Source organism: Streptomyces sp. NPDC087300 (genome assembly GCF_044744425.1).
Lineage (GTDB): Bacteria > Actinomycetota > Actinomycetes > Streptomycetales > Streptomycetaceae > Streptomyces.
This window is the reverse complement of record NZ_JBIUYI010000001.1, coordinates 132908-155398: the sequence shown is the minus strand read 5'-3', so window position 1 is coordinate 155398 and position 22491 is coordinate 132908. Positions and strand designations below refer to the sequence as shown.

The window sequence follows — 22491 nt, the reverse complement described above, 5'->3', positions numbered from 1 at the left end:
GCCCCGCGCGGGTCAGAGCGCCGTGCCGAACGCCTGTGTCCACCACGGGCCGCCGGAGCCGTTGTGGATGCCCACGCCCAGCTCCTTGAAGTCGCAGTTGAGGATGTTGGCGCGGTGGCCGGGGCTGTTCATCCACGAGTCCATCACCGAGGCGGGGGTCTGCTGGCCGCGCGCGATGTTCTCGCCGTACGTGCTCCAGCGGTACCCGGCCGCGGTGATGCGGTCGCCGGGGTCGGTGCCGTCCGGGCTCGTGTGGTCGAAGTAGTCCCTGGCCGCCATGTCGGCGGAGTGCTTGGACGCGGCGGTGGCGAGCTTGTCGTTGGAGCGGACGGGACCGCAACCCGCCTTGGAACGCTCGGCGTTGACCAGCGAGACCACCTGCGCGGCGTCGCCGCTCGGCTGCTGCGGCGCCGGATCGTGCTTCTCCGGCTCGGGCTTCGGCGCGGGCGCCGACCTGGTCTTCGTGGGCGTCGGTGACGGCTTCTTCTTCGGCTTCGCCTTCTCCTTGGACTTGCTGGGGCTCGGCGACGCGGAGGGCGAGGGGGAGTGCGAGGGCGACGGGCTCTTCGACGCCGTGGGCCGGTCCGACGCCGATGCGGGCGCGGCCGCGGTCGACGGCGTGCTCTCGTCCGCGTCCGGCTCGGTGAGCAGATGCACCGCCGCGCCACCGGCGACGAGCGCGACCACCGCGGCCGCAGCCCCCGCCGTGCGACGTCGGCGCGTCGCCCGCTCCCGACGGGCCAGCGCCCGCGCGGACGGCGGAGCCTGCCCCGAAAGGGAGGTGGTGGAGCCGACGCCGACCATGTCGGTGGGCGGCAGCAGCCTGCTGGCCAGAACGGCCCCCACCGGCACCAGCCCCAGCGCCACCAGCAGCCCCTCGGCGGGCACCAGGTTCGACCAGTGGCTCTCGCAGACCTGACAGCCGCGCGCGTGCCGGGCGATCCGCTTGCGCCACAGCGCCGACGGCAGTCCGTCCCAGGCTTCGGTCACCTGTTGCAGGCCCGCGCAGCGCGGCGCGGCCGACAGGGCGCGCACCACCACGCGCGCCGTCTCCAGCTGCGCCTTCATCCGCTGGACCCGCACCGCCGCGTGCTGCGGCGCGAGCTCCAGGGCGGCGGCGACCTCGGGCCGCGTCAGCTCGCCCGCCGACTCCAGCCACCACAGGGACAGCAGCGCCCGATCGTCCTCGTCCAGCCACCGGGTGGCCTCGGCGGTCTCGCGGCGCTGGCCCGAGAGGCCGAGCCGGGTGATGGTCAGGTCCACGAAGTCCGCGCCCGGATCCACCACGTCGTACCCGTCACCGAGATGACCGCCGGTGGGTATCGCGCCGGTGGCACGCTCCCGCCAGTGGCCGCGTATCTGGTTCATGGTGATGGCGACGAGCCAGCTGCGGAACGTCTCCGGACTGCGCAGCCCGTCCAGGCCGCCCAGCACGCGGAGCATGGTCTCCTGCACCACGTCGTCCACGTCCGCGTGCCCGTTCAGGGCGCGCCCGACGATGTTGTAGACCAGCGGAAGATACTCCGCCACGAGCGCGTCCTGCGCCTGCTGGTTCCCGTCCTGCGCTGCTCTGACCATCGCGGCTTGGCGTTCGCTGCTCACGCTGTGTCCACTTCCTCTGTGGGGGGTCCGTCTGCTCCGACAAAGGGGAGACGCCCCCCGCCCGCCCCGATAACAGAAACCCGTCGGATTCCGTCGGCGGCGGTCCACTATGCCGTGCCGCCGGTCCCGGGTGGACAAGGGGTCCTTACGCGTGGGCGTCACTCGAATGGGCGTACGTCACGGGGTCAGGGCGCGACAGAACAGGCGCGGACAGGCATCTCGGCAGACGATGGCCGGGGGGTCCGGCAGAGCCTGCGAGGTGGTTGCTGTGCAGATCAGAGCGGTGGTATCGGAGTTCATCGGGACCTTGCTCCTCGTCTTCTTCGCCGTGGGGTCGGCGGTGCTCGGCGCCGAGTTCATCGGCACCCTCGGCATCGCGCTGGCCTTCGGCTTCACGCTGCTCGCGCTGGCGTACACCCTGGGCCCGGTCTCCGGCTGCCACGTCAACCCGGCGGTGACCCTGGGCATGCTCTGCGCGCGCCGCATCGACGGGCGCACCGCCGTGACCTACTGGGTCGCGCAGTTCCTCGGCGGCATCGTCGGCGCGGCCCTGCTCTTCCTGCTGGCCAAGCAGGTGCCGGGCCTGAAGACGAGCGAGTCCTTCGGCAGCAACGGCTACGACGACCGGTCCGCCGTCGGCATCAACCTGGGCGGCGCCTTCCTCGCGGAAGTGGTCCTGACCTTCCTGCTCGTCTTCGTGGTCCTCGGCGTCACCCACCGGGTCGCGGTGACCGGCTTCGACGGCCTGCCGATCGGCATCGCGCTGGCCGTCATCCACCTGGTCGGCATCCCGCTGACCGGCACCTCGGTCAACCCCGCGCGGAGCCTTGGCCCCGCCCTCTTCGCCGGCGGGGCCGCGCTGTCCCAGCTGTGGCTGTTCATCGTGGCCCCGCTGGTGGGCGGCGTCGTCGCGGCGCTCGTGCACCGGGTGACCCACCCCGCGGGCGAGGAGCGGGTCATCGCCGACAAGGCGTCCGCGGCCTGACGGAGGCCTCGGTCCCGGCACCGGTCACTGCTTGCGGAAACCCACCTCGGGGTGAGCCGGGGACGGGCCGTCGAGCAGCGGCTGGTGCCGGCCGCGCAGCTGCTGTTCGAAGAACGCGCCGACGTAGGCGCGGGTGATCCGCTGCGAGCGCTCACCGGAGAGGGGCACGGCGGGATCCACCACCCCGGCCTGGCCGGTCAGTACGGGCAGGTCGGTGAACGTGAAGTGCCCGGACCCCTTGACGGTGAGCCAGCGCTTCCAGCCGTTCAGCCCCTGCCAGGTGCTGTCCCAGTTCACGCCGTCCTCCTGCCCCGGGGTGTGGTCGAGCTCGGAGCCCATCATCAGGAAGGGGCGGCCGCCGATCCCGGCAGGACCGGTGTGGAAGTGACCGTCCATGTTCATGCCCGCGCGCACCCGTCGGTCGGCGGTCATCGAGGCCAGCGCGGCGGCCCCGCCGATGGAGTGCCCGCCGGCCCCGACGCGCCCGGGGTCGATCATGCCGGTGTGCCGCCAGCTCGCACCGCGTCCGGTCAGCCGGTCGATGACGTACGAGATGTCCTTGGCCCGCCCCTCGGTGACGACCTCGCCCATCCCTGGCTCCTCGGCGGGACCGCACGCCTCGCAGGTGAGGATCCGGCCACCGGGGAACGCCGTGCCGACGGACTCGTAGGCATGGTCGACGGTGGCGACGACGAACCCGCGGCTCGCGAGGTCCTCGGCGAGGTGCGTCAGCGTCGAACGGGGAGCGGTGAACCCGGGCGAGAGCACGACCAGCGGGAACCGGCCGGGGGCGGGCCGCGCCCCGGCGCGCGCGAAGGTCCGGGTCTCGCTGTACGCGGCGGCGGAGATGTTCTTCTCCAGCTCTCCCGCCTCAAGGAGAAGCCGGGCCTCCGCCTCCGAGGTGTAGGCCGTGGGGCGTCCGCCGCCGTGCCGCGTGGGGTAGTACACGGACGTCATCAGCTCGCGCGCCCCCGCCGAAGGCACCCACGGGTCGCGGCGGCTTTTGTCGACGAGGTGAAGGGTGTCGCGGCCCACGGCGAACGGGCCCGTGGGGCGGGGGAGGTGCAACGGAGCCGTCGCCTCGTCGGACCCCCGCTCGGCGGCTCGGTCCACCGACGCGGGCGCGGCGTGTGCGAGCGCGCCACTCGCGGCGGGCAGCGCCAGGGACAGGGCGAGAACGGTGACAACGGCGCGCCCGCGCAGGGCAGTTCGGGTTCCGGTCATGACACAGGACGCTAGACGGGGCGGCCGATGCGGCACGTCGCCCCGCGGTCTGACCCGCACCAGCCTCCGGAGGTACACGGACGTCAGCTCCTGGTAGGAGACTTGATACGGCCACGGTGGCGCTTTCGGCGCCTCCGGTGGCCGACGCGTGCGTCACGCGGCCGCACTCGGCGGACCCGCACCGCGCCCGCACGTCGCCAACCGCATCTCACTGACCGCGCGTCACCACTCGTCACCAGGAGGCCCGTTGCCCCCGCAGGAAGCGCAGTCACCGCAAGAACCACGGAAGCCGAGGCAAGCCCCCGAAGCCGGGCGGCCTGCCCCTAAGGACCAGCAGGACCACCAAGACCCACAGGATGAGGGCGGCGAGGCGCCCTGCGCCCTCGACCGGGTGTGCCCGGAGTGCGGCCGTCTCAACGAGGCGGCCGGAGCGCGCCACTGCGAGCGGTGCGGCGGCGAACTGCCGAGTGCCCGCCCGTGGTGAACGGCTAGCGCGGCCCCGAGCCCGGCGGGAACGCCGCGTTGACGGCGTCGGCCACCGTCCCCACCCACGGCGCCCTGACGATGTCGTAGTGCGTCGCATCGAGCTGTCTGCACTCCTGGAGGTCCGCCAACCGCTCCTGCCACAGCCGCTGTTGGTGATCCGGTGAGCCATGCGCGGGGAGTTCGGCCACCGGCCGGCCCGCCAGCCACAGCCAGGTCGGTGTGGCGTCCAGGCGTGGCGGTTCGTGCCGCGCCATGCCGGTGACGTTGGCCCGGCAGCAGTGCGCGAGGCGCTCGGCGTACGCCTGGGCCTGGGGGCCCGCGGGTGCACCGGAGCCCGACTGGCTCAGCTCGTGGGCGAAGACCGCCTCGATGCGGCTCTCGTCGTACTCACGGAAGCGCGGCGCGGCGTCCGGCGGCGGCGGGTCGATCAGATGCAGCCCGTCGAAGCGACGGCCCGCGTCCCCCGGGTCGGCCGCCATGGCCTGGGCCACCCAGGCGCCGAAGGACCAGCCCACGAGGTGCGTGCGCCATTCGTCGCCCGGGAACCGGGTCCACAGCGCGTCCCGGTAGCGGCGCGCCCGCTCGGTCAGCGACCAGGCGGGCAGGTCGGGCCGCCGCAGCGCGGGGTCGGGGATCAGGCAGACCGTGAGGCGTGGATCGAGCTCCGAGACCAGGGCGCGGTAGGCCTGGATGTCGCCGCCGACCGGGTGGATCAGGCACACCAGGTCACGCCCGGTGCCTTCCTGCCACACCTCGACGGCGACCGGATCGCCGGACGGGTCCACGGCCCCGGGGCCCGCGTCGGCGACGCGCGCCAGGACCTCGTTGAGGCTCACCCGGTGGCTGAGCCGGGAGAGTTCGATCGCGACACCGTGCTCCTGCTCGACCTCGGCGATCACGTCCAGCAGGGTCAGGGAGTCGGCGCCGTGGTCGTACAGGGAGGCGTCGGGATCGAGCTCGTCGAGGCCGAGCAGCTCGCACAGCAGGCCGGTGAGCCGGGCCGCGACGGACTCGGCCGTGGGGTCCACGAGGGCCGGTCCGAGGTTCTCCCGGCCGACGTCGACGGCTGGTTCGTCGCCGTGCGGCGCGTAGAACGTACGGGCCTGCTCGATGTCCGTGGTGGACACCAGCAGATGCGGCAACTGGAGCCGCAGCGCCCGCGAGAAGACGGCGCGGCCCTCCTTCACCGCGAGACCGACCGCCAGATGCGCCTGATGGCGTGCGTCGGAGTGGAGGGCGTCGCGGGCCATGCCGACCTCGCTCCACACGTCCCAGTCGACGGCGATGCGCAGCGTCGTCTCCGCGGGGCCCGAGCGGTGCCGGGCGAAGCCGTCCAGGAGGCCGCCCGCCGCCGCGTAGTCGAACTGGCCGATGCCGCCGAACAGTGCCGCCATCGACGAGCAGTACACCGCGAACGCGGGCCGGTGCCGCTCGATCAGGCGCTCGACGAGCAGGGCGCCGCGCGCCTTGGCGTCCGTGACCCGGCGCATCGCGGCGGCGTCACGACGGGCGAGCAGCCCGCCGCCCGCCACGCCCGCGGCGTGCACGACTCCGTCGACGCGGTCCGTGACCTCCTCGATCCTGCCGAGGACCGCGTCGGGCGTCTGCCCCGCGAGGTCGGCCCGCACCAGGTCGACGCGGTCCGCCCACTGCGCGAGATCGGCGGGCAGCCGCGACTGACGGGACGTCAGAACGACCCGGCAGTCGGACTGCGTGAGCAGCCAGGCCGCGATGGCGGAGCCGATGCCGCCGGTCCCGCCGAGCACGAGGTACGTCGCGGGTCCTGGCGGCAGCGCGGACGGCGCTGTGGGTGCGGGCGCGGGCACCGCGAGCAGGGCCTGGCGCCACCAGTAACCCTGGCGCAGCGCGAGCCGCCGGGGCAACGACGGGGAGTGGTCGCTCCCCGCCAGCAGGGCCGCCACGGACGGCGCCCAGTCGGCCGGTTCCGCGGTGGGCAGGTCGAGCCAGTGCCCGTCGACACCGCACTCCTGCGGCGCGACCTCGCCCGCGCCCGCCAGGAGGCCCGACTCGGGCCGCTGGACGGTGCCTTCGACCGGCTGCGCGCCGTACGAGATCCACCAGGGCCGCAGCCGTACCGGCGATGACGATTCCGCGGTCGCGACCGCGGTCGCGCGCAGGAGCGCGGCGGGTGTGTCCAGGCAGGCCCAGCGGGCGAGTTCGAGCGAGTCCTCGCCGACCGGGCCGGTCACCGCGAGCGGCAGGGCGTGCAGCCAGTCGATGCCGGCCGGTCCCGCGTCGGCGAGCTCGCCGATGAGCCGTCGCAGCGAGTCGGGGTCGGCGGGGTCGACTTGGTAGACGTCGTCCGCGAGCCGGGCGAAGGAGTCGGCGGCGGTGACGCGTACGACCCGGTCGTAGACCGCCTCGAAGGAGCGGACCGCCGCGGCGGCCAGCGGCTCGGCCGTCAGCGCGACCAGCACCCCGGGCAGGCGCGGCGCGTCGCCGGTGGCGCGGCTGAGCCGCACCCAGTGCGGCTGGTGCAGCCAGTCCGCGTCGGGCAGGCGCTGCGGACGGTCGGCGGAGGAGCGAGCGGTCCGGTCGCCCGACGGTGCGGTCTGCTCGATGTCGTACTCGGCGAGCGCGAAGGCGGGCGGCGGGAAGTCCCACGGAGCCTGGGCGGGACCGGCGGGCCAGTCGACCGGACGGCCGGACAGCCAGGCATCGGCCAGTTCCCCCGCCGTGCGGCCCTCGGCGGACAAGGCGGACAGAGGGGCCTGTGCGGTGTCGTCCGGTGTCACCTCGACGCCCGACACCGTACGCAGCCAGGCCACGGCCGAAGCCACGTCCGCGCAGACCCCGGCCGCACGCCAGCGGCCGGGCGTCCGCCCCGCCTGGAGGTGGCGCAGCACCTGGCCGTACGTCTCCGGCCTGGCCTGGAGGTGGTCCGCGATCCGCGCGGCGTCGGCGCGCAGAGCTTCCGCGCTGCTGCTGGAGAGCAACAGGCAGGAGGGGCTGTTCAGTTGACGTGCTTCCGGTGTCTCCTCAGGGGCGTCGGTGTCCGCTTCGAGCACCAGATGCGCGTTCGTGCCGCCGATGCCGAAGCTGCTGACGGCGGCGACGCGCGGGCGCCCCGCAGGCCAGGGGAGTGCCTCGGTGGGGATGTGGAACGGTCCCGCGTCGGCGCCGATCTGTGGGTTGAGCCGACGGAAGTCGACGTTCGGCGGGATCACGCCGTGGTGGACCGCCAGCGCGGCCCTGACCAGGCCGACGACGCCCGCCGCCGCGCCCAGGTGCCCGATCTGGCTCTTCACCGAGGACAGCGCGCACCGCTGCGACGCGTCCAGGTCGAAGGCCTGGCGCAGCGCGCCGACCTCGACCGGGTCGCCGAGCCGGGTGCCGGTGCCGTGCGCCTCGACGTAGCCCAGATCGGCGCTCTCCCGGCCGCTGCGGCGCAGCGCGGCGCGAATCACCTCGCGCTGGCCCGGCAGGGAGGGCGCGCTGTAACTGAGCTTGCCCGCACCGTCGTTGTTGAGGGCCGAGCCGGTCACCACGGCGTACACGGTGTCGCCGTCGCGCCGCGCCAGACGCAGCGGCTTGAGGACCACCACGCCCGCGCCGCTGGCGCCGACGGTGCCTCCGGCGTCGTCGCTGAACGGTCTGCAATGCCCGTCGTCGGAGAAGATGTGCTGCGGCCGGTACGCGTAACCGTCGGTCAGCAGCCGGTCGACGAGGACGCCGCCCGCCAGCATCACATCGGCGTCGCCCTGCCGCAGCAGACCCGCCGCGACGTGCACCGCGACCAGCGAACTCGCGCAGGCCGCCTGGACGGTGAAGGCCGGGCCCGACAGGTCGAGGTGGTAGGCGACCTTGGTGGTGAGGAAGTCCTTCTCGTGGTGCAGGGCGAGCTGGAATCCGTCGGGCAGCCGCGCCGGGTCGACGTGGCGCAGCATCGACTGGAAGTAGGTGTTCTCGCCGCAGCCCGCGACGAGCCCGACGCGCTGCCCCGACGGGTCGGCGATCCCGGCGTGCGCGAGCGCCTGCACGGAACTCATCAGGAGATGCCGCTGCTGCGGGTCCATCAGCCGTGCTTCCTGGCGGCTGATGCCGAAGTGCTCCGGGTCGAAGGACAGCAGCCCCGACATCTGACTGCGCGCGCCGACCAGGCCCTCGGCCGTGTCGAAGTGCTCCACGCCCCGGCCGCCGCCGCGGACCAGCTCCCAGAAGGCCGCCAGATCGTCGGCTCCGGGCAGCCGCACGGCCATGCCGATGACGGCGATGGGCTCGTCGGCGGGACCGGCCGCCACCGGGTCCGGTGCGCCCGCGTCCGCGGTCCTGCCGCCCGGCGCGTCCCTGCCGTCCAGGAATCCGGCGAGCGCGCGCACGGTCACGTGCTCGAACAAGTCCGGGATGCTGAAGGCCAGTTCGGGCTCGGCCGTGCACCGCAGATGGAAGCGCATCAGGTCCAGGCTGGTCGCGCCCGCGTCGAAGAAGCGCTGGTCGGGTCCGACGGTCCGGCCCACGACCGACTCGAACAGCTCGGTGAGCCGGACCTCGCGCGCCGAACGCACCGTGGCGGCCGGACGGTCCTGGCCTTCGATGGACCGCTCCGACCCCTCGGAAAGCCGTGCCCGCTCCGCCAGTTCCTCGCCCGGCGCGCTCGCGGCCGCGCGCCGGTCCAGCTTGCCGCTCGGTGTGAGCGGCAGCCGTGCCAAGCGCCGGAAGCGGTCGATCCGTACGTACGGCGGGAGCAGCGGCGCCAGGTGCCCGGCCAGCTCGGCCGGGTCCGGGGCGGGGGCGTCGTCGCGGCACTGCAGGCAGGCCACCAGGCGGGCACCGTCCCGTACGACCACCGCGTTCACGATGTCCTGGTGCCGCAGCAGGGCCGCTTCGACCTGGCCCAGTTCGAGACGGTGTCCGCTCAGCTTGATCTGCTGGTCGTCCCGCCCCCTGAAGTGCAGCAGGCCGTCCGCGTCGAAGCGGGCGAGGTCGCCGCTGCGGTAGAAGGTGCCGAGGCCGGGCAGATCGACGAACCGGTCCGCGTTGAGGGCGGGGTCACCCAGGTAGCAGGGCGCGGCCATCGGACCGCCGATGAGGAGTCGGCCCGTGCGGCCGGGCGGCAGCGGCTCGTCGGCCTCGTCGACCACTCGCAGCCAGGCGCCCGCGACCGGCGATCCGACGGCGGGGCGCTCCGGCCAGTCGGCCGTGTCGCCGGCCAGGCGCAGCGCGCTCACCACATGGGTCTCGGTGGGACCGTAGTGGTTGAACAGGCGCGCGCCGGACAGCCCGGCGAACCAGCGGCGGATGGCGTCGGTGCACAGCAACTGCTCGCCCGCGGTGACCACTTCGCGCAGCCGCGAGGGACAGCGCCCGAGCCGCACGCCGTGTTCGGCGAGGAGCTGAAGCGCGACGTAGGGCAGGAACAGCCGCTCCACGCCCGCGAGTTCGAGCCGCTCCAGCAGCGCGGGCACGTCCTGGCGCCACTCGGGACGGACCAGATGCAGCCGTCCGCCGCCGCACAGCGTGCCGAAGATCTCCTGGAAGGAGACGTCGAAGGAGAGCATGGAGAACTGCTGGGTGACCGCCGCCTCGGCGAGATCTCCGGACTCGGCCTGCCACTGGATCAAGTTGCACAGCGTACGGTCGGGCACCCGCACGCCCTTGGGCGTGCCGGTGGAGCCCGAGGTGAACAGGGTGTAGAGCGGGCGCCGTCCGTCGTGCGGCAGCGGTTCGGGTGCGCCGACGGGGGCCGGGGGGTCAGCCGCCAGGGTGACGGGGTGGCGCGGTGGCCCGTCCGGGGCGATCGAGTCGAGCACGCCGAGCGCCTCACGCGTGCCCATGGCCCCCTGCGCGGCTGGCTCCTCCGGCGGCACGAGGACGCACAGCGGCTCCGCCTGCGCCAGGATCTGCCGCAGCAACTCGGGCGGGTAGGAGGGGTCGAGCGGCACGATCGTCAGATTCAGCCGGGCGAGCGCCAGCAGCGCCACCACGTGCTCGGCCGACGGCTGGAGATACAGCGCCACGCCGCACGGCTCCTCGCCGTCCGCGCGTGACGGATACAGTTCGCGCAGCTCGGCGGCCAACGCGGCGGCATGCGCGTCCAGTTCGGCGTACGAGAAGGTGCGCCCCTCGGCCGTGACGACCGCCTGCGCGTCGGGCGTGCGGCGCACGGTCCGCGCGAAGCCCTCGGCCACGGTGCGGAAGACGGGCGGGACCTCGGCGGCCCTGCCGGGCTCGGGGAGCGCCTGCCGGTAGGGCGCCGCCAGCTCCGCGGGCGTCACGTCCGCGCCGTCGGCCAGCAGGTCGATGCCGCGCCGGAACAGCGCGGCGAGCGCCGTCACCTCGTCGGCGTCGAAGTGCCGGGCGTCGTACTCCCAGAGGCAGTCGAAGCCCGTGCCCCGCTCGATCACCGACAGGGTGAGCGGGCACTTCGCGTCGACCGGCGGACGCCACTGGGGACGGACGGCGCAGCCGGGCAGCGCCAGCGCGTCGAAGTCGGTGTTCTCCAGGACGAACAGGAAGTCGAACGGGGCACCGTGCTCCGCGCGGTCGGCCAGGGCGTCGGCGAGCGACACGTCCTGACGGTCGAGGACCGACCGCACGACGGCACCGTGCCGTCGCAACTGCTGGCGCAGGTCGTCGCGGGGTGCCAGGTCGAGGGGGAGGAGCACGGTGTTGGCGAACATGCCGACACCGGAATCGAATTCCTGCACGGGCCGGTTGGCCACGGGGCTCGCGACGCGCGGCCGCGTCAGGCCCGTGACTCCGTAGAGGCTCCAGGCGTAGACGCTCAGGAGCAGTTGGAAGCGGGTGAGACCGAGCTCGGCGCAGAGCCGGTCCAGCGCGGCCCTGCGCCCCGGGTCGAGCGTGTCGTGCAGCAGCCGCCCCGCGGTACCGTCCACCGAGTGGACCTGCTCCAGGGGTTCGTCCCTGGCCTCCAACTCGCCGTAAAAGTCCGCCAGTTCAGTGCGCTGAGTGCGGTACGCCTCGTGGGTGAACCACTCGGCCTGCCAGGCGGCGAAGTCGAGCGGGGTCGGTACGGGGGCGGTGCGCGGGTCTTCGGTCCCCGCGCGCAGGGCGGCGGCGTAGTCGGCCGAGAGCTCGCCGAACAGGACGTTGAGCGACCAGCCGTCGACGGCGATGTGGTGCAGGAGCAGCCGCAACTCGCCGCCGTTGCCGCCGGGGTGCGGCAACCAGGCGGCCCGGAACAGCCGGGGGTCCGCCAGGTCGAAGGGCTCGGTGAGTTCGCTGAGTTCGGTGAGCTGGGTCGGCTCGTTCTGGTCGATCCAAGGGTCGTACGGCTCCGCGACCGCCTGCCGCAGTCCCTCGGGCGTCGCCTCGAAGGCGGTGCGCAGCGCCGGGTGGCGTGTCACGAGGCCGCGCAGCGCCTGCCGGAGCGCGGTGGTGTCGACCTCGCCGTCGATCCGGAAGGCCATCGGCACGTCGTACGCGCGGGATGCGGGGTCCCGCTGCTGGAGCAGCCACAGCCGTTCCTGCTCGGCCGTCGCGGGTGCCGTGCGCGCGCCCGACGGTGCGCCAGGGGCCGGATACGACGTCGTCCCCTCGCCCGCCGCCACGGCGAGCTGGGCGAAGTCACCCCCGAGGATCGCGGCCTGGGACACCTCGCGGCCCCAGCGCCGCCGGGCTTCGAAGCGCAGCCGCAGCGCCTTGAGGGAGTCGCCGCCGACCGCGATCCAGCGGTCCGCGAGACGCAGCTGGGTCACGCCGAGCACCTCTTCGGCGAGGTCGAGCACCTCGCGCTGCCAGGGCGTGAGGTCGGTGTCTCCGGCCCCGTCGCGCCGCCAGGGCGCGTCGTCCCTGGCGAGGAGAGCGGCCGTGTCGACCTTGCCGTTGGCGTTGAGCGGCAACTCGTCGACGAGGTAGGCGCGGTGCGGGCGCATGTACGCGGGCAGCGCGGCGGCCACGTGGCGGTCGAAGTCGTCGAAGGACAGCTCGGCGCCGAGCACCAGATAGGCGAGCAGCTCGTTGACGCCGCTCGTGTCGCGGCGGGTGCACACATACGCCTGGCGCACCGCCGGATGGGTCACGATCTGCCGCTCCAGCTCGCCCGGTTCGACGCGGAAGCCGCGGACCTTGACCTGCCGGTCGGCGCGGCCGACGTACTCGACGCGGCCTGCCTCGTCGAGCCGCACCAGGTCCCCGGTGCGGTAGTGGCGCGCGGAGCCGCCGTCGGGCCGGGGCAGGGCGACGAAGCGCCGCTCGGTCTCCTCGGGCAGATTGCGGTATCCGGCTGCCAACGCCTCGCCCGCGAGGCAGAGTTCACCCACCTCGCCGGGTTCCGCGAACCGGTCGCCGTCCGTCGTCACGAGCAGGTCGGTGCCCGGCAGCGCGCGCCCGATCGGCACCACTTCGCCGGTGAAGTCCCGGGGGATCGGATGGCACAGCGCGAACGTGGTGGCCTCGGTCGGGCCGTAGACGTTGTGGAGCCGGGTGGTGCTCTCGGGGTTGTCGCGGTACCAGCGGCGGATCAGCCGCGCGTTCAACTGCTCGCCGCCGACCAGGACTTGGCCGATCGTGGCGAAACAGTGCGGCGCCTTGTCGACCACAGCGTTGAACAGCGCCACCGTCATGAAGAGCACGTCGACGCGTTGCCTGGTGAGTTCGGCCGCGAGGACGTCGGGCGTCTGTACCGTCTCGTCGCCGAGGATCACGCAGCAGCCGCCGGTCAGGAGCGGCACCCAGACCTCGAAGCTGATGGCGTCGAAGGCCGGGTTGGACAGACACGCGTACCGCGCGCCCTCGTCGATGCGGAGATAGCCGGGCCGGGCCAGGCGCAGGATCCCCGCGTCGAGGACCTCGACCCCCTTGGGGCGGCCGGTCGTGCCCGAGGTGTAGAAGACGAAGGAGATCGGCGCGTCGCCGGTCCCTCCGGCGGGCACGGGGTCGTCCGTGCCGTCGGCGCGCGTGCCGTCGCCGCTCGCGAGCAGCTCCGCCACCGGCAGCGGCCGTACGCCGTCCGGCAGGGCGTCCGGTTCGGTGTCCGCGTGCAGGACCGCCACGCAGGCCGCGTCGGTGAGGATGTGGCGGCGCCGGTCGGGCGGGCTCTGCGCGTCGAGCGGCACCACCACCGCGCCGGCGCGCAGGATCCCGAGCATGGCGCAGACCAGCTGCCAGGAGCGTGGCAGACAGACGGCGACGGCCTGTCCCGGACGTACGCCATGGCCACGCAGCGCCTCGGCGACGGACGCGCTGGCGGCGTCGAGTTCCGCGTAGTCGAGGCGGTGCGCCCCGTCGACGACGGCGGGGGCGGACGGATGGCTGCGCGCCCGCCGGAGCACGGCCGCGGCGAGGCAGCCGTCCTGCGGGGAACACGCGGCCGGACCCTGCCGTGGTGGGACGGACGGGCCGGAAGGGGCGGATGGGCCCGACGCGGACCCCATCAGCTCTCCTGAGCCGGAGCCGGAGCCGGAGCCGGAGCCTGCGCCGAACCGGTCCCGGCTGCGGAGTCCGCGAGCCGCCCCAGCTCCGCATCGATCGTCGCCGCCACCCGCAGGACCTCCGCGGACTCCAGCATCTCCCAGTGGTCGCACTTCACCGACTCGACCGCGTGATCGCCCCCGGCGCGCTCGTGCCAGAAGGCGCGCACGGCGCTCAGCATGGCGTCGGTCGTGCCCTCGACGGCCTCGATGAGGACCGTGCGCGCCGTGGTCGGGGCGGGCACGTGGTCGCGCGAGGTGTGCAGGTTGTGGTTGTAGATGCGGTGGTACTGCTCGATCTGCCGGTCGTCGATCCCGGGGTACATGCCGTTGAACTTGATGAGCTTGGAGCGGAACACCGCGAGCCCCACCGGGTCGGTGGCCACCCGGAGTTCGGGGTCGTCCGTGGCCTGCGTGTCGAGCAGCACCACGCTCAGCCGCTCGTGCCCCGCGGCGGCCAGACGGCGCCCCATCTCGTGGGCGACGAGCCCGCCGTAGGAGAGGCCGGTGAGGACGAGCGGCCCGTCCGGCAGGGGCTCGATGAGCTTCAGATACGCCTCGGCCATGGCCTCCACCGAGGGCAGGAAGTCCTCGCCGGGGTTGACGCCGGGCGACTGGATGCCCTGGACGCCGACGGACTCCGGCAGCGCCTTGGCGAGCGACAGATAGCAGAACGCGGTGCCGCCCGCCGGGTGGACGCAGACCACCCTGGCCCGGCCGTCGCCCGCGCGGAACTCCAGGAGGTTGCTGGGCGGCGGCCCCGACGCGCCCCTGCGCAGCCGCGCGGCGAGCGCCTCGATGGTCGGGTGGAGCACGATGTCGCGGACCGGCAGGGCCTCGCCGAACTCCTCGCGTACGGCGTGCGCCAGCTTGATGGCGGAGATCGAGGTGCCCCCGACGTCGAAGAAGCTGTCACTGATGCCGATCTCGGACTGGAGCAGCAGCCGCTGCCATATCCGGTACAGCGCCAGCTCGACGTGGTCGCGCGGGCTGGCCTGGTTGACCTGGACGGGGCGGTCGGCGCGCGCCTTGGCGAGCAGGGCGGCGCGGTCGAGCTTGCCGTTGGGGGTCAGGGGGAGCTGCGGCAGTTCGACGAAGTAGGCGGGGACCATGTAGGCGGGCAGCCGCTGCCCGAGCGCAGCGCGCCAGGCCGCGAAGGACCGCGGCGCCGAGTCGCCCACCGCGACCGCGGCCACCAGGAACTGCTCGCCCGCCGCGTCCCGGTCGGCGAGGACCACGGCCTCCACGACGCCCGGCTGGTCGAGCAGCGTCACCTCGATCTCACCCGGCTCGATGCGGAAGCCCCGCAGCTTCACCTGCTGGTCGCTGCGCCCGGCGTACACGAGATGGCCGTCGGGCAGCCTGCGCGCCAGGTCACCGCTGCGGTACATCCGCTCCCCGGGCGCGAACGGGTCGGCGACGAAGCGCTCGGCGGTCGCCGCCGTGCGGCTCAGATAGCCGCGGGCCATGCCGGCGCCCGCGACGTACAGCTCGCCCACGACGCCCGGGGGCACCGGCTGGAGCCGCTCGTCGAGCACGTAGGTCCGCATGTTGGCGATCGGCGAGCCGATGGGGGACTGGCGCGCGGCCGGGGTCAGTTCGGGGTACGCGGTGCAGTACAGCGCGGTCTCGGTGGGCCCGTAGGTGTAGAGGATGCGCAGTCCAGGCAGGGTCTGTTCGAGGCGGTGCAGGCCGTCCTCGGGCAGTGACTCCAGACCGGTGTGGATGTAGCGCAGCGCGAGGCCCGCGAGGCGTTCCTCGGGCGCCTCGCAGAACCACTTGATGTAGGAGGGCGGCAGGAACACCTCGACGATGCGGCGCTCGCGCAGCCAGCCCGTCATCAGTTCGGGGTCGTGGCGCACCTCCGCGGGCACCAGGTCCAGGGTGCCGCCGCTGGTGAGGGGCAGCAGGAACTCCTGGACGGAGGCGTCGAAGGCGAAGCTCGGCCACATCGCCGACGGCAGTCCCGGCGTCGTGCCGAACGTGGCGATCCAGTTGTCGAGCACGTTGAGGATGCCCCGGTGGGTGGCGGCCACGCCCTTGGGGCGGCCGGTGGAGCCCGAGGTGTAGATGACGTACGCCAGGTTGTCCGGGCGGAAGCCGACTCCGGGCGCGTCGTCGCGGGGGCCCTCGGCCTCGACCTCGGTGAGCGTCGGCCAGCCGTCCGGCGCCGCCGCGGCATCGCTGAGGACCAGCGCGGCCCCGGCGTCCGCCACCATGCCGGTGAGCCGCTCGGCGGGCAGTACGGGATCGAGCGGCAGATAGGCGCCGCCCGCCTTGAGGATGCCCAGCATGCCCACCACGAGGTCCACCGACAGGTGGTGGTGCAGGCCGACGACGTGATCGGTGCGTACGCCGCGCGCGATGAGGGCGTGGGCGAGGCGGTTGGCGCGCCGCTCCAGGGTGGCGAAGTCGAGCTGCTCGTCCTCGAAGACCACGGCGGGCTGGCCGGGGCGCTCGCGTACCTGCGTCTCGAACCGCTCGACCAGACCGGCCGGGGTGCCGGGCCTGCGGGTGTCGTTGAAGTCGGTCAGGATACGCCGGCGCTCCTGCTCGTCGAGCAGCGTGAGCGCGGCGGCGGTCCGCTCCGGGGCCTCGGTCATCTGCCGCAGGACCAGGGCGAGTTGGTGGCAGAAGCGCTCGGCGGTCGTCGCGTCGAAGAGCGCGGCGGCGTACTCCAGGGCGCCCACGACGCGGCCGTCGTCCTCGGTGAGGGACAGCGTCAGGTCGAACTTCGCGACGGTGTACGGCGAGGGGAGCGGCGTCGTCTCCACACCAGGCAGCGTCAGCTCGCCCTGCGTGGCGTCCCGCCAGTCGAAGAGCACCTGGAACAGCGGTGTGTGGGCGAGGCTCCGCTCCGGGTTCACCACGTCGACGACCTGCTCGAACGGCAGCTCCTCGTGCTGGACCGCGGCAAGGCTCACGTCCCGTACGCGTGCCAGGAGTTCGGCCACCGTCGGCTCGCCCGAGAGGTCGACGCGCAAGGCCAGCGTGTTGGCGAAGAGGCCCATCAGGCCGTCGAGTCCGGCGCGGCGGCGATTGGCGGTGGGCGCGCCGATCACCACGTCGGTCTGCCCGGAGAGACGCGAGAGGACCAGGGCCCACCCGGCGAGCACGGCCATGGACACCGTGCATCCGTGGCGCCGCGCCAGGTCGCCGAGGGCCGCGGTGAGCTGCTCGTCGAAGCGGATCGGCACCCGACCGCCGCGGACGTCCTGCTCGGCGGGGCGCGGCCGGTCGGTCGTCAGCTCGAGCAGCGCCGGGGCGTCGGCGAGGACCTGTCGCCAGTAGGCACGCTGCTGCTCCGCGTCGTCCTCGGACAGCCACCGGTGCTGCCAGGCCGCGTAGTCGGCGTACTGCACCGCGAGCGGCGGCAGGGGGTCGGCCGCGCCGTCGGCGAACGCGCCGTAGAGTGCGCCGAGTTCCCGCGTCAGTACGTCCAGCGACCAGCTGTCGGCGATGCTCTGGTGGAGTGTCAGCAGCAGGACGTGCCGGTCGGCGCCGAGCGCCACCAGGGAGCCACGTGCCAGCGGCCCGTGCGCCAGGTCGAACGGTGCGGTGGCCTCCTCGCGCTGGAGCAGGGCGAGTTGCTCCTCCGCGTCGGCCCGGTCGGTGAGGTCGTGGAGCGCCAGCGGGAAGCCCGCGTCGGCCGGTCCGATCTCCTGGAAGGGCGTGCCCGTCACGGTGGCGAGCCGGGTCCGCAGTGCCTCGTGGCGAGCGGTCAGCGCGTCCAGCGCGTGCCCGAGCGCCGCGCGGTCGAGGGCGCCGCTCAGCTCGACCGCCAGGGGCAGGTGGAGCGCCTCGCCGGCGGACCGCATCTGTGCCAGGAACCACAACCGCTGCTGCGCGTAGGACAACTCCAGGGGCGCGGTGCGGTCGGCGGGCGGAACGGCGGAGGGCTCGCCCCGCGTCACCTCCGATTGTCCGGGAGGTGAATTGCGGAACTCTTGGTACGCGGGCAAGGCTGACTCTCCACTCCGAGGGAACCCTATTCACGGTGGTGACGGGATTTCACCCGGCGGGGTCTGCCGGGCTCAAAAGCTTCCCCTCAACGCTCGATTGCGGTCCCGTAATGCACGATGCCGACCTTCAAACGCGATGATTGATCAATGCTTCGGAGCCTGTCAATGGCCAGTGGTACGAGCTTCAACACTTGTGGCCCCTGGGCCCGCCACCTGTCCGAACGGGCAGGCGGGAAGGTACGAAAGGGCAGTCGGGGCGGGCGGGGCATTGCCATTTCGGGCCTGCATGAGGCAGTTTGAGGGGAACGCGTACCGCCATGGGAGGGCTTGCGATCACCCTGTCCGATGGCGTGTCCTGGGCGTGTCCGAGATGAATCCGGTGCCGGTTCCCCGCGATGTGAACCCGCCCTGTTCTGATGTGCACCCGCCCTGTTCTTCGGAGCCGGAGGAAAGCAGGGGAAGGCGGGAAAAGCCGCGAGGATCTCTCGTGTTCACCTGACTGCGGCCCCGAGTCGGCTCCCGGTGTCTTGACAGCACCCGCTCCACGGCGATCGCCTGGGACCCGTCGCGGCGAAGGACCGCGGCCGCCATGGCGGCGAGCGCGGGCACGGGGGAGCGGCAGATCATGCTTCGGGTGCACTTCACGTCCGAGGATCTGACACGGGTACGCATCGCGTCGGGTCCCGACCACCTGTGGGAGATCAGCAACAGCGTGCAGACGCTGCAACGGCGCGACGGGGCAAGGGAGTTCGGCGAGTGGCGCCGCTGGGCGGGGCCGCGCCTCTCGGAGAGTTCCCGGCTCCTCTCGCCCCTGCTGCCGCCGCACGGCAACTCGCCGGACTTCCTCACCCCGTCGCTCGGGGAGAGCGCGACGCTGGAGTCCGCGGTGGACGCGCTGGTGCGTACGCCCCGGCCGCGGCTCCGCGCCGATCTGCGACGGGTGGCCGCCTCGCGCCGACTGCCCGGCTGGACCGAGTCGCTCGCGGGCGGTGACGGCGCCACGCTGAAGCAGCTCGGCCGGGCGCTCCAGACGTATCACCTGGAGGCGCTCGCGCCGTTCTGGCGCCGCGTGCACGCCCACGTGGACGCCGACCGGGTGCTGCGTGCCCACAGCCTCCTGGAGGGCGGCACGGAGGGCCTGCTGGCCGGTCTCGGGCCCCAGTTCCGCTGGCGCGCACCGGTCCTCGAGGTCGACTACCCGGTGGAACACGAGCTGCGCCTGGACGGGCGCGGGCTCACCCTCCAGCCCTCGTTCTTCTGCTGGCCCACACCCATCACGCTCGCCGACGCGGAACTGCCGCCCGTGCTGGTGTATCCCATCGACCACGACATGGACTGGACGCGCGCGGCGACCGGCGGCCGCCCGCACGACGGCGCGCTCGGCGCGCTCGTCGGGCACACCCGCGCCGCCGTCCTCAGGGCGGTCCGCACCGGGGCGAGCACGGTCGATCTCGCCCGTCGTCTCGACGTGACCCATCCCGCGGTCAGCCAGCACATGAAGGTGCTGCGCGCGGCGGGTCTGGTGACCACGGTGCGCAGGGCGGGCCGTTCCCTGCACGTCGCCACCGCGGAGGGGCGCGCGCTGCTGCGCAGCTGTGACCGCGGGGACGGCGGCTAGCCGCACAAGAGCGCGCAAGGGTGCGCCAGGGGGCACGAGGGCGGTGCCGCGGCCGTAAGCCTGGGCTTTCGCCGGTTGCGTATGGCATGAGCATGCAAGGAGGCTGACCGGGCTGTGACACACGCGTCCCCCACCGTTCGTGTATCAACAGCCAGAACCAGGCGCGCGGTTGGCGCGCGCACCTGGCGGTTCCGGCGCGCCCGGTCCGACTGTGCCCCGCCGGTCCGCTGTCCCGGCGCGCTCCGCCGGCCGGACCGGGCGACCGGGCCGTGCGCGGTCCCACGAGCGGGCCGGGGACGCATCGACGATCCGACGAAGGAGTGGCGATGCGCACCAACCGTCCCCGAACCCCCGTACGCCCGGCGGTCGTTGCCGTCACTTTGGCCGCCGTCGGCGCGCTGTTCGGCGCGCCGGGCGCGGCCCACGCGGCCACGCCCTCGCCCGACGGCACCGCCGCGACCTCTCCGGCGGCCGCCGGGCACGGCCTGGAACGGTTCCAGGCCCGGCACGGGCTGCCGAGCACCGGCTCCGTCGACCGCGCGACCGCGAGAGCGCTGCGGGCGGCCTCCGACGCCGAGCTGCACAGGACCTTCCGGACCGCCGCCGACCTCGGCCCGGAGGAACTCGCCAACGCCCGCACCGTCATCGGTGTCGGCAAGGGCGCCCAGATCCCCGAGCAGGGCCAGGTCATCGCGCTGATGACCGCCATGCAGGAGTCGAAGTTCGTCAACTACCTGACCCCGGTGGACCACGACTCGCTCGGCATCTTCCAGCAGCGCCCCAGTACCGGATGGGGCACGCCCGAGCAGATCACCGACGTGCCCACCTCGTCCAAGTCCTTCTACGGAGTGGCCCCCTTCGGCAGCAATCCGGGCCTGATCCAGATCGACGGCTGGCAGACGATGCCGCCCGGCGAGGTCTGCCAGGCGGTCCAGGTCTCCGCCTACCCGGACCGCTACGCGCAGTGGGAGCAGTTCGCCCGGGACCTGCTCGCCCAGGAGGGCCCGTCGGTCCCGCCCATTCCCTGAGCGGCCCACGCGCCGGCCCCCTTCAGTCACGTACGACCCGTAGACCCCGCGTACTTGTCGAGCACCCCTCACTCCAGGAGCCCGTATGCGCAAGAGACTTCTCTCCACGGCGATCGCCGCGGCCGCCGTAGGCGCCCTCGTCACCCCGGCCGCCGCCCACGCCGGGACCGACCCCGCGCCCCGTGCCGCGGTGTCGGTGCTCGACCACGGTTCCGAGGCGGGGACCGCGGTCGTCAGCGGGCACAACGAGCAGGGCACCCGGCTGCGCGTCGACGGGGCGCGGACCAGGAGCGCCCACACCCTCCAGGTCGACTACCAGGTACAGGAGACGGGCTACTGGTGCGGCCCCGCCGCCACCCGCATCGCGCTGTCCGCCCGCGTCGCCCCGCCGGGACAGGGCGCCCTCGCCGCGCAGCTCGGCACCACCGAGGCGGGCACCGATCACATCAGCCAGGTGACCGGCGTCCTCAATGCCAACCTCGGCACCGGCTGGTACGAGACCAAGGAGATGCCGAACGATCCGCCCACCCAGGCCCAGAAGGACCTGCTGTGGCGCGACATCGTCCTGGACATCGACAACAACTACCCGATCGTCGCCAACATCGTCGCCCCGCCCGGCAATCAGCCGCCTGGCTACCCCTCGGACCAGACGATCTACCACTACTTCACGGTGATCGGCTACGACGACGCCAATGGGACGGTCCTCATCGCCGACCCCGCCTCCTTCGGCGGCAACCAGATCTACTGGCTCTCCTTCGACCAACTCGCGAGCCTGATCCCGCCGAAGGGCTACGCGGCCTGAGCCGCACGGAACGTCGGGGGGCCGTGAGTGGTGCGGATCGGGGAACCGCGCACGGCCCCTCAACCCTCTTGACACATGTGTACGGTTTGGCGACCTTTGAGCATCGCCGACGCGTCATTGGGGGGAGTGATCGCCCGTGCGACCAGAGAGCTTCGAGCCATTCGCGGCACCGTTCCGCGCCACGGTGGGAACGTCTGGCGCGTGCCACGGCGAGTCCGCGGAGAGGTGGCCGAGCTGACATGGACGACATCACGCTGCACGGAGCCGACGGACTGAGCCCCGCGCTCCGCCTCGCCTGGCACCGCACGATGGACATGTCTCCGGTGTACGCCAACCCGTTCCTGGCACCGGAGTTCGCGGCCGGTGTGGCCAGGCACCGCGGCGGGGCCCGGGTGGCGGTCCTGCACGAGAACGGCGAGCCGGTCGGCTTCCTCCCGTTCGAGCGCAACTCCTTCGGCGTCGGCAGGGCCATAGCGCTCGGCCTCTCCGACTGCCAGGCGCTCGTGCACCGCCCGGGGGTCATCTGGGACACCGGGGAACTGTTGCGCTCCTGTGGACTCTCGGTCTTCGAGTTCGACCATCTGGTCGAGGAGCAGCAGCCGTTCGCCGGTTCCGTCACCGGCACCTTCGCCTCGCCGGTGCTCGACCTCAAGGTCGGCGAGGAGAGCTATCCGGAGTGGCTGCGCGGCGCCTACCCGGGCCTCGCCAAGACGACCCTGAAGAAGGAACGCCGCCTCGGCCGCGACCACGGTGAGGTGCGGTTCGTCTACGACGAGCGGGACCCGAAGGCGCTGCGCACCCTCATGCGCTGGAAGTCCGCCCAGTACCGCAGGACGGGGCGGATGGACCGGTTCGCCAAGCCGTGGATAGTCGACCTGGTGGACGACCTCTTCCAGGTCAGGGAGGAGCACTTCACGGGTGTCCTCTCGGTGGTGTACGCGGGGGACCGCCCGGTCGCCGCACATTTCGGGCCGACCTCGCGCACGGTCTTCGCGGCCTGGTTCACCGCGTACGACCCCGAGCTGAGCTACTACTCGCCCGGTCTGATGATGCACCTGCGGATGGCGGAGGCCGCGGGCAGGGACGGGGTGCGCGTGATGGACATGGGGCGCGGCGAAAAGGAGTACAAGGACTGGCTCAAGACCCGCGAACTGCGCGTGGGCGAGGGCTTCGCGACCCGGCCCCACCCGGTGGCGGCCGCGCACAGAATGTGGCGCAGACCCGTGCGCGGACTGCGCAACACCGTCCTGGCCCATCCCGCGCTGCGCGAGCGGGCCGATCGCCTCCTGAAGACGGTGGGCAATCTCCGTACGTCGACCGGTCCCGGCTCAGGGAGCACCGCCGGGCACGAGCACTGAGCGGACTTCCCGCGAACCTTACCGGCGGGTAGGG

Annotated in this window: 9 protein-coding genes; 5 read left to right on the top strand and 4 right to left on the bottom strand. The window is 73.2% G+C overall.

The genetic code is table 11. From position 1 onward, the window contains the following. Positions 1-12: 12 nt before the first annotated feature. Positions 13-1602, bottom strand: coding sequence for a sigma-70 family RNA polymerase sigma factor (locus tag ACIO9J_RS00605; protein ID WP_401990257.1), 1590 nt, complete (start codon positions 1600-1602; stop codon positions 13-15). 268 nt (positions 1603-1870) lie between these two features. Between ACIO9J_RS00605 and ACIO9J_RS00600 the strand changes: the two genes are divergently transcribed. Then, on the top strand, positions 1871-2587 hold the full coding sequence (locus ACIO9J_RS00600) for an MIP family channel protein (RefSeq protein ID WP_401990254.1): 717 nt from the start codon (positions 1871-1873) through the stop codon (positions 2585-2587). A gap of 24 nt (positions 2588-2611) precedes the next feature. On the opposite strand, the gene ACIO9J_RS00595 is transcribed toward ACIO9J_RS00600, so the two are convergent. From ACIO9J_RS00595 to ACIO9J_RS00585, 3 genes are all read right to left on the bottom strand, one after another. Beyond that, a complete protein-coding gene (locus tag ACIO9J_RS00595; protein ID WP_401990251.1) occupies positions 2612-3811 on the bottom strand; it encodes an alpha/beta hydrolase family protein in 1200 nt (399 codons plus the stop codon). Between the two features lie 488 nt (positions 3812-4299). Further along, a complete protein-coding gene (locus ACIO9J_RS00590; RefSeq protein WP_401990248.1) occupies positions 4300-13653 on the bottom strand; it encodes an amino acid adenylation domain-containing protein in 9354 nt (3117 codons plus the stop codon). Beyond that, entirely contained in the window at positions 13653-17603 is a 3951-nt protein-coding gene (locus ACIO9J_RS00585) for an amino acid adenylation domain-containing protein (protein ID WP_401990245.1), read from the bottom strand. The genes ACIO9J_RS00590 and ACIO9J_RS00585 overlap by 1 nt, the downstream gene beginning before the upstream one ends. A gap of 673 nt (positions 17604-18276) precedes the next feature. On the opposite strand from ACIO9J_RS00585, the gene ACIO9J_RS00580 reads away from it, so the two are divergent. The 4 genes from ACIO9J_RS00580 to ACIO9J_RS00565 all read left to right on the top strand — a co-directional run bounded on the left by ACIO9J_RS00580 (position 18277) and on the right by ACIO9J_RS00565 (position 22457). Then, complete coding sequence (locus ACIO9J_RS00580; protein WP_401992969.1) at positions 18277-19269, top strand: ArsR/SmtB family transcription factor; 993 nt, start codon at positions 18277-18279, stop codon at positions 19267-19269. Positions 19270-19595: 326 nt separating this feature from the next. Then, complete coding sequence (locus ACIO9J_RS00575) at positions 19596-20297, top strand: peptidoglycan-binding protein (RefSeq protein WP_401990242.1); 702 nt, start codon at positions 19596-19598, stop codon at positions 20295-20297. 85 nt (positions 20298-20382) lie between these two features. After that, positions 20383-21099: a C39 family peptidase gene (locus tag ACIO9J_RS00570; protein ID WP_401990239.1), complete on the top strand. Its 717-nt coding sequence runs from the start codon at positions 20383-20385 to the stop codon at positions 21097-21099. A 239-nt stretch (positions 21100-21338) separates the two neighbouring features. Next, positions 21339-22457, top strand: a complete 1119-nt coding sequence (locus ACIO9J_RS00565; protein ID WP_401990236.1) for a GNAT family N-acetyltransferase — start codon at positions 21339-21341, stop codon at positions 22455-22457. Positions 22458-22491: the final 34 nt, after the last annotated feature.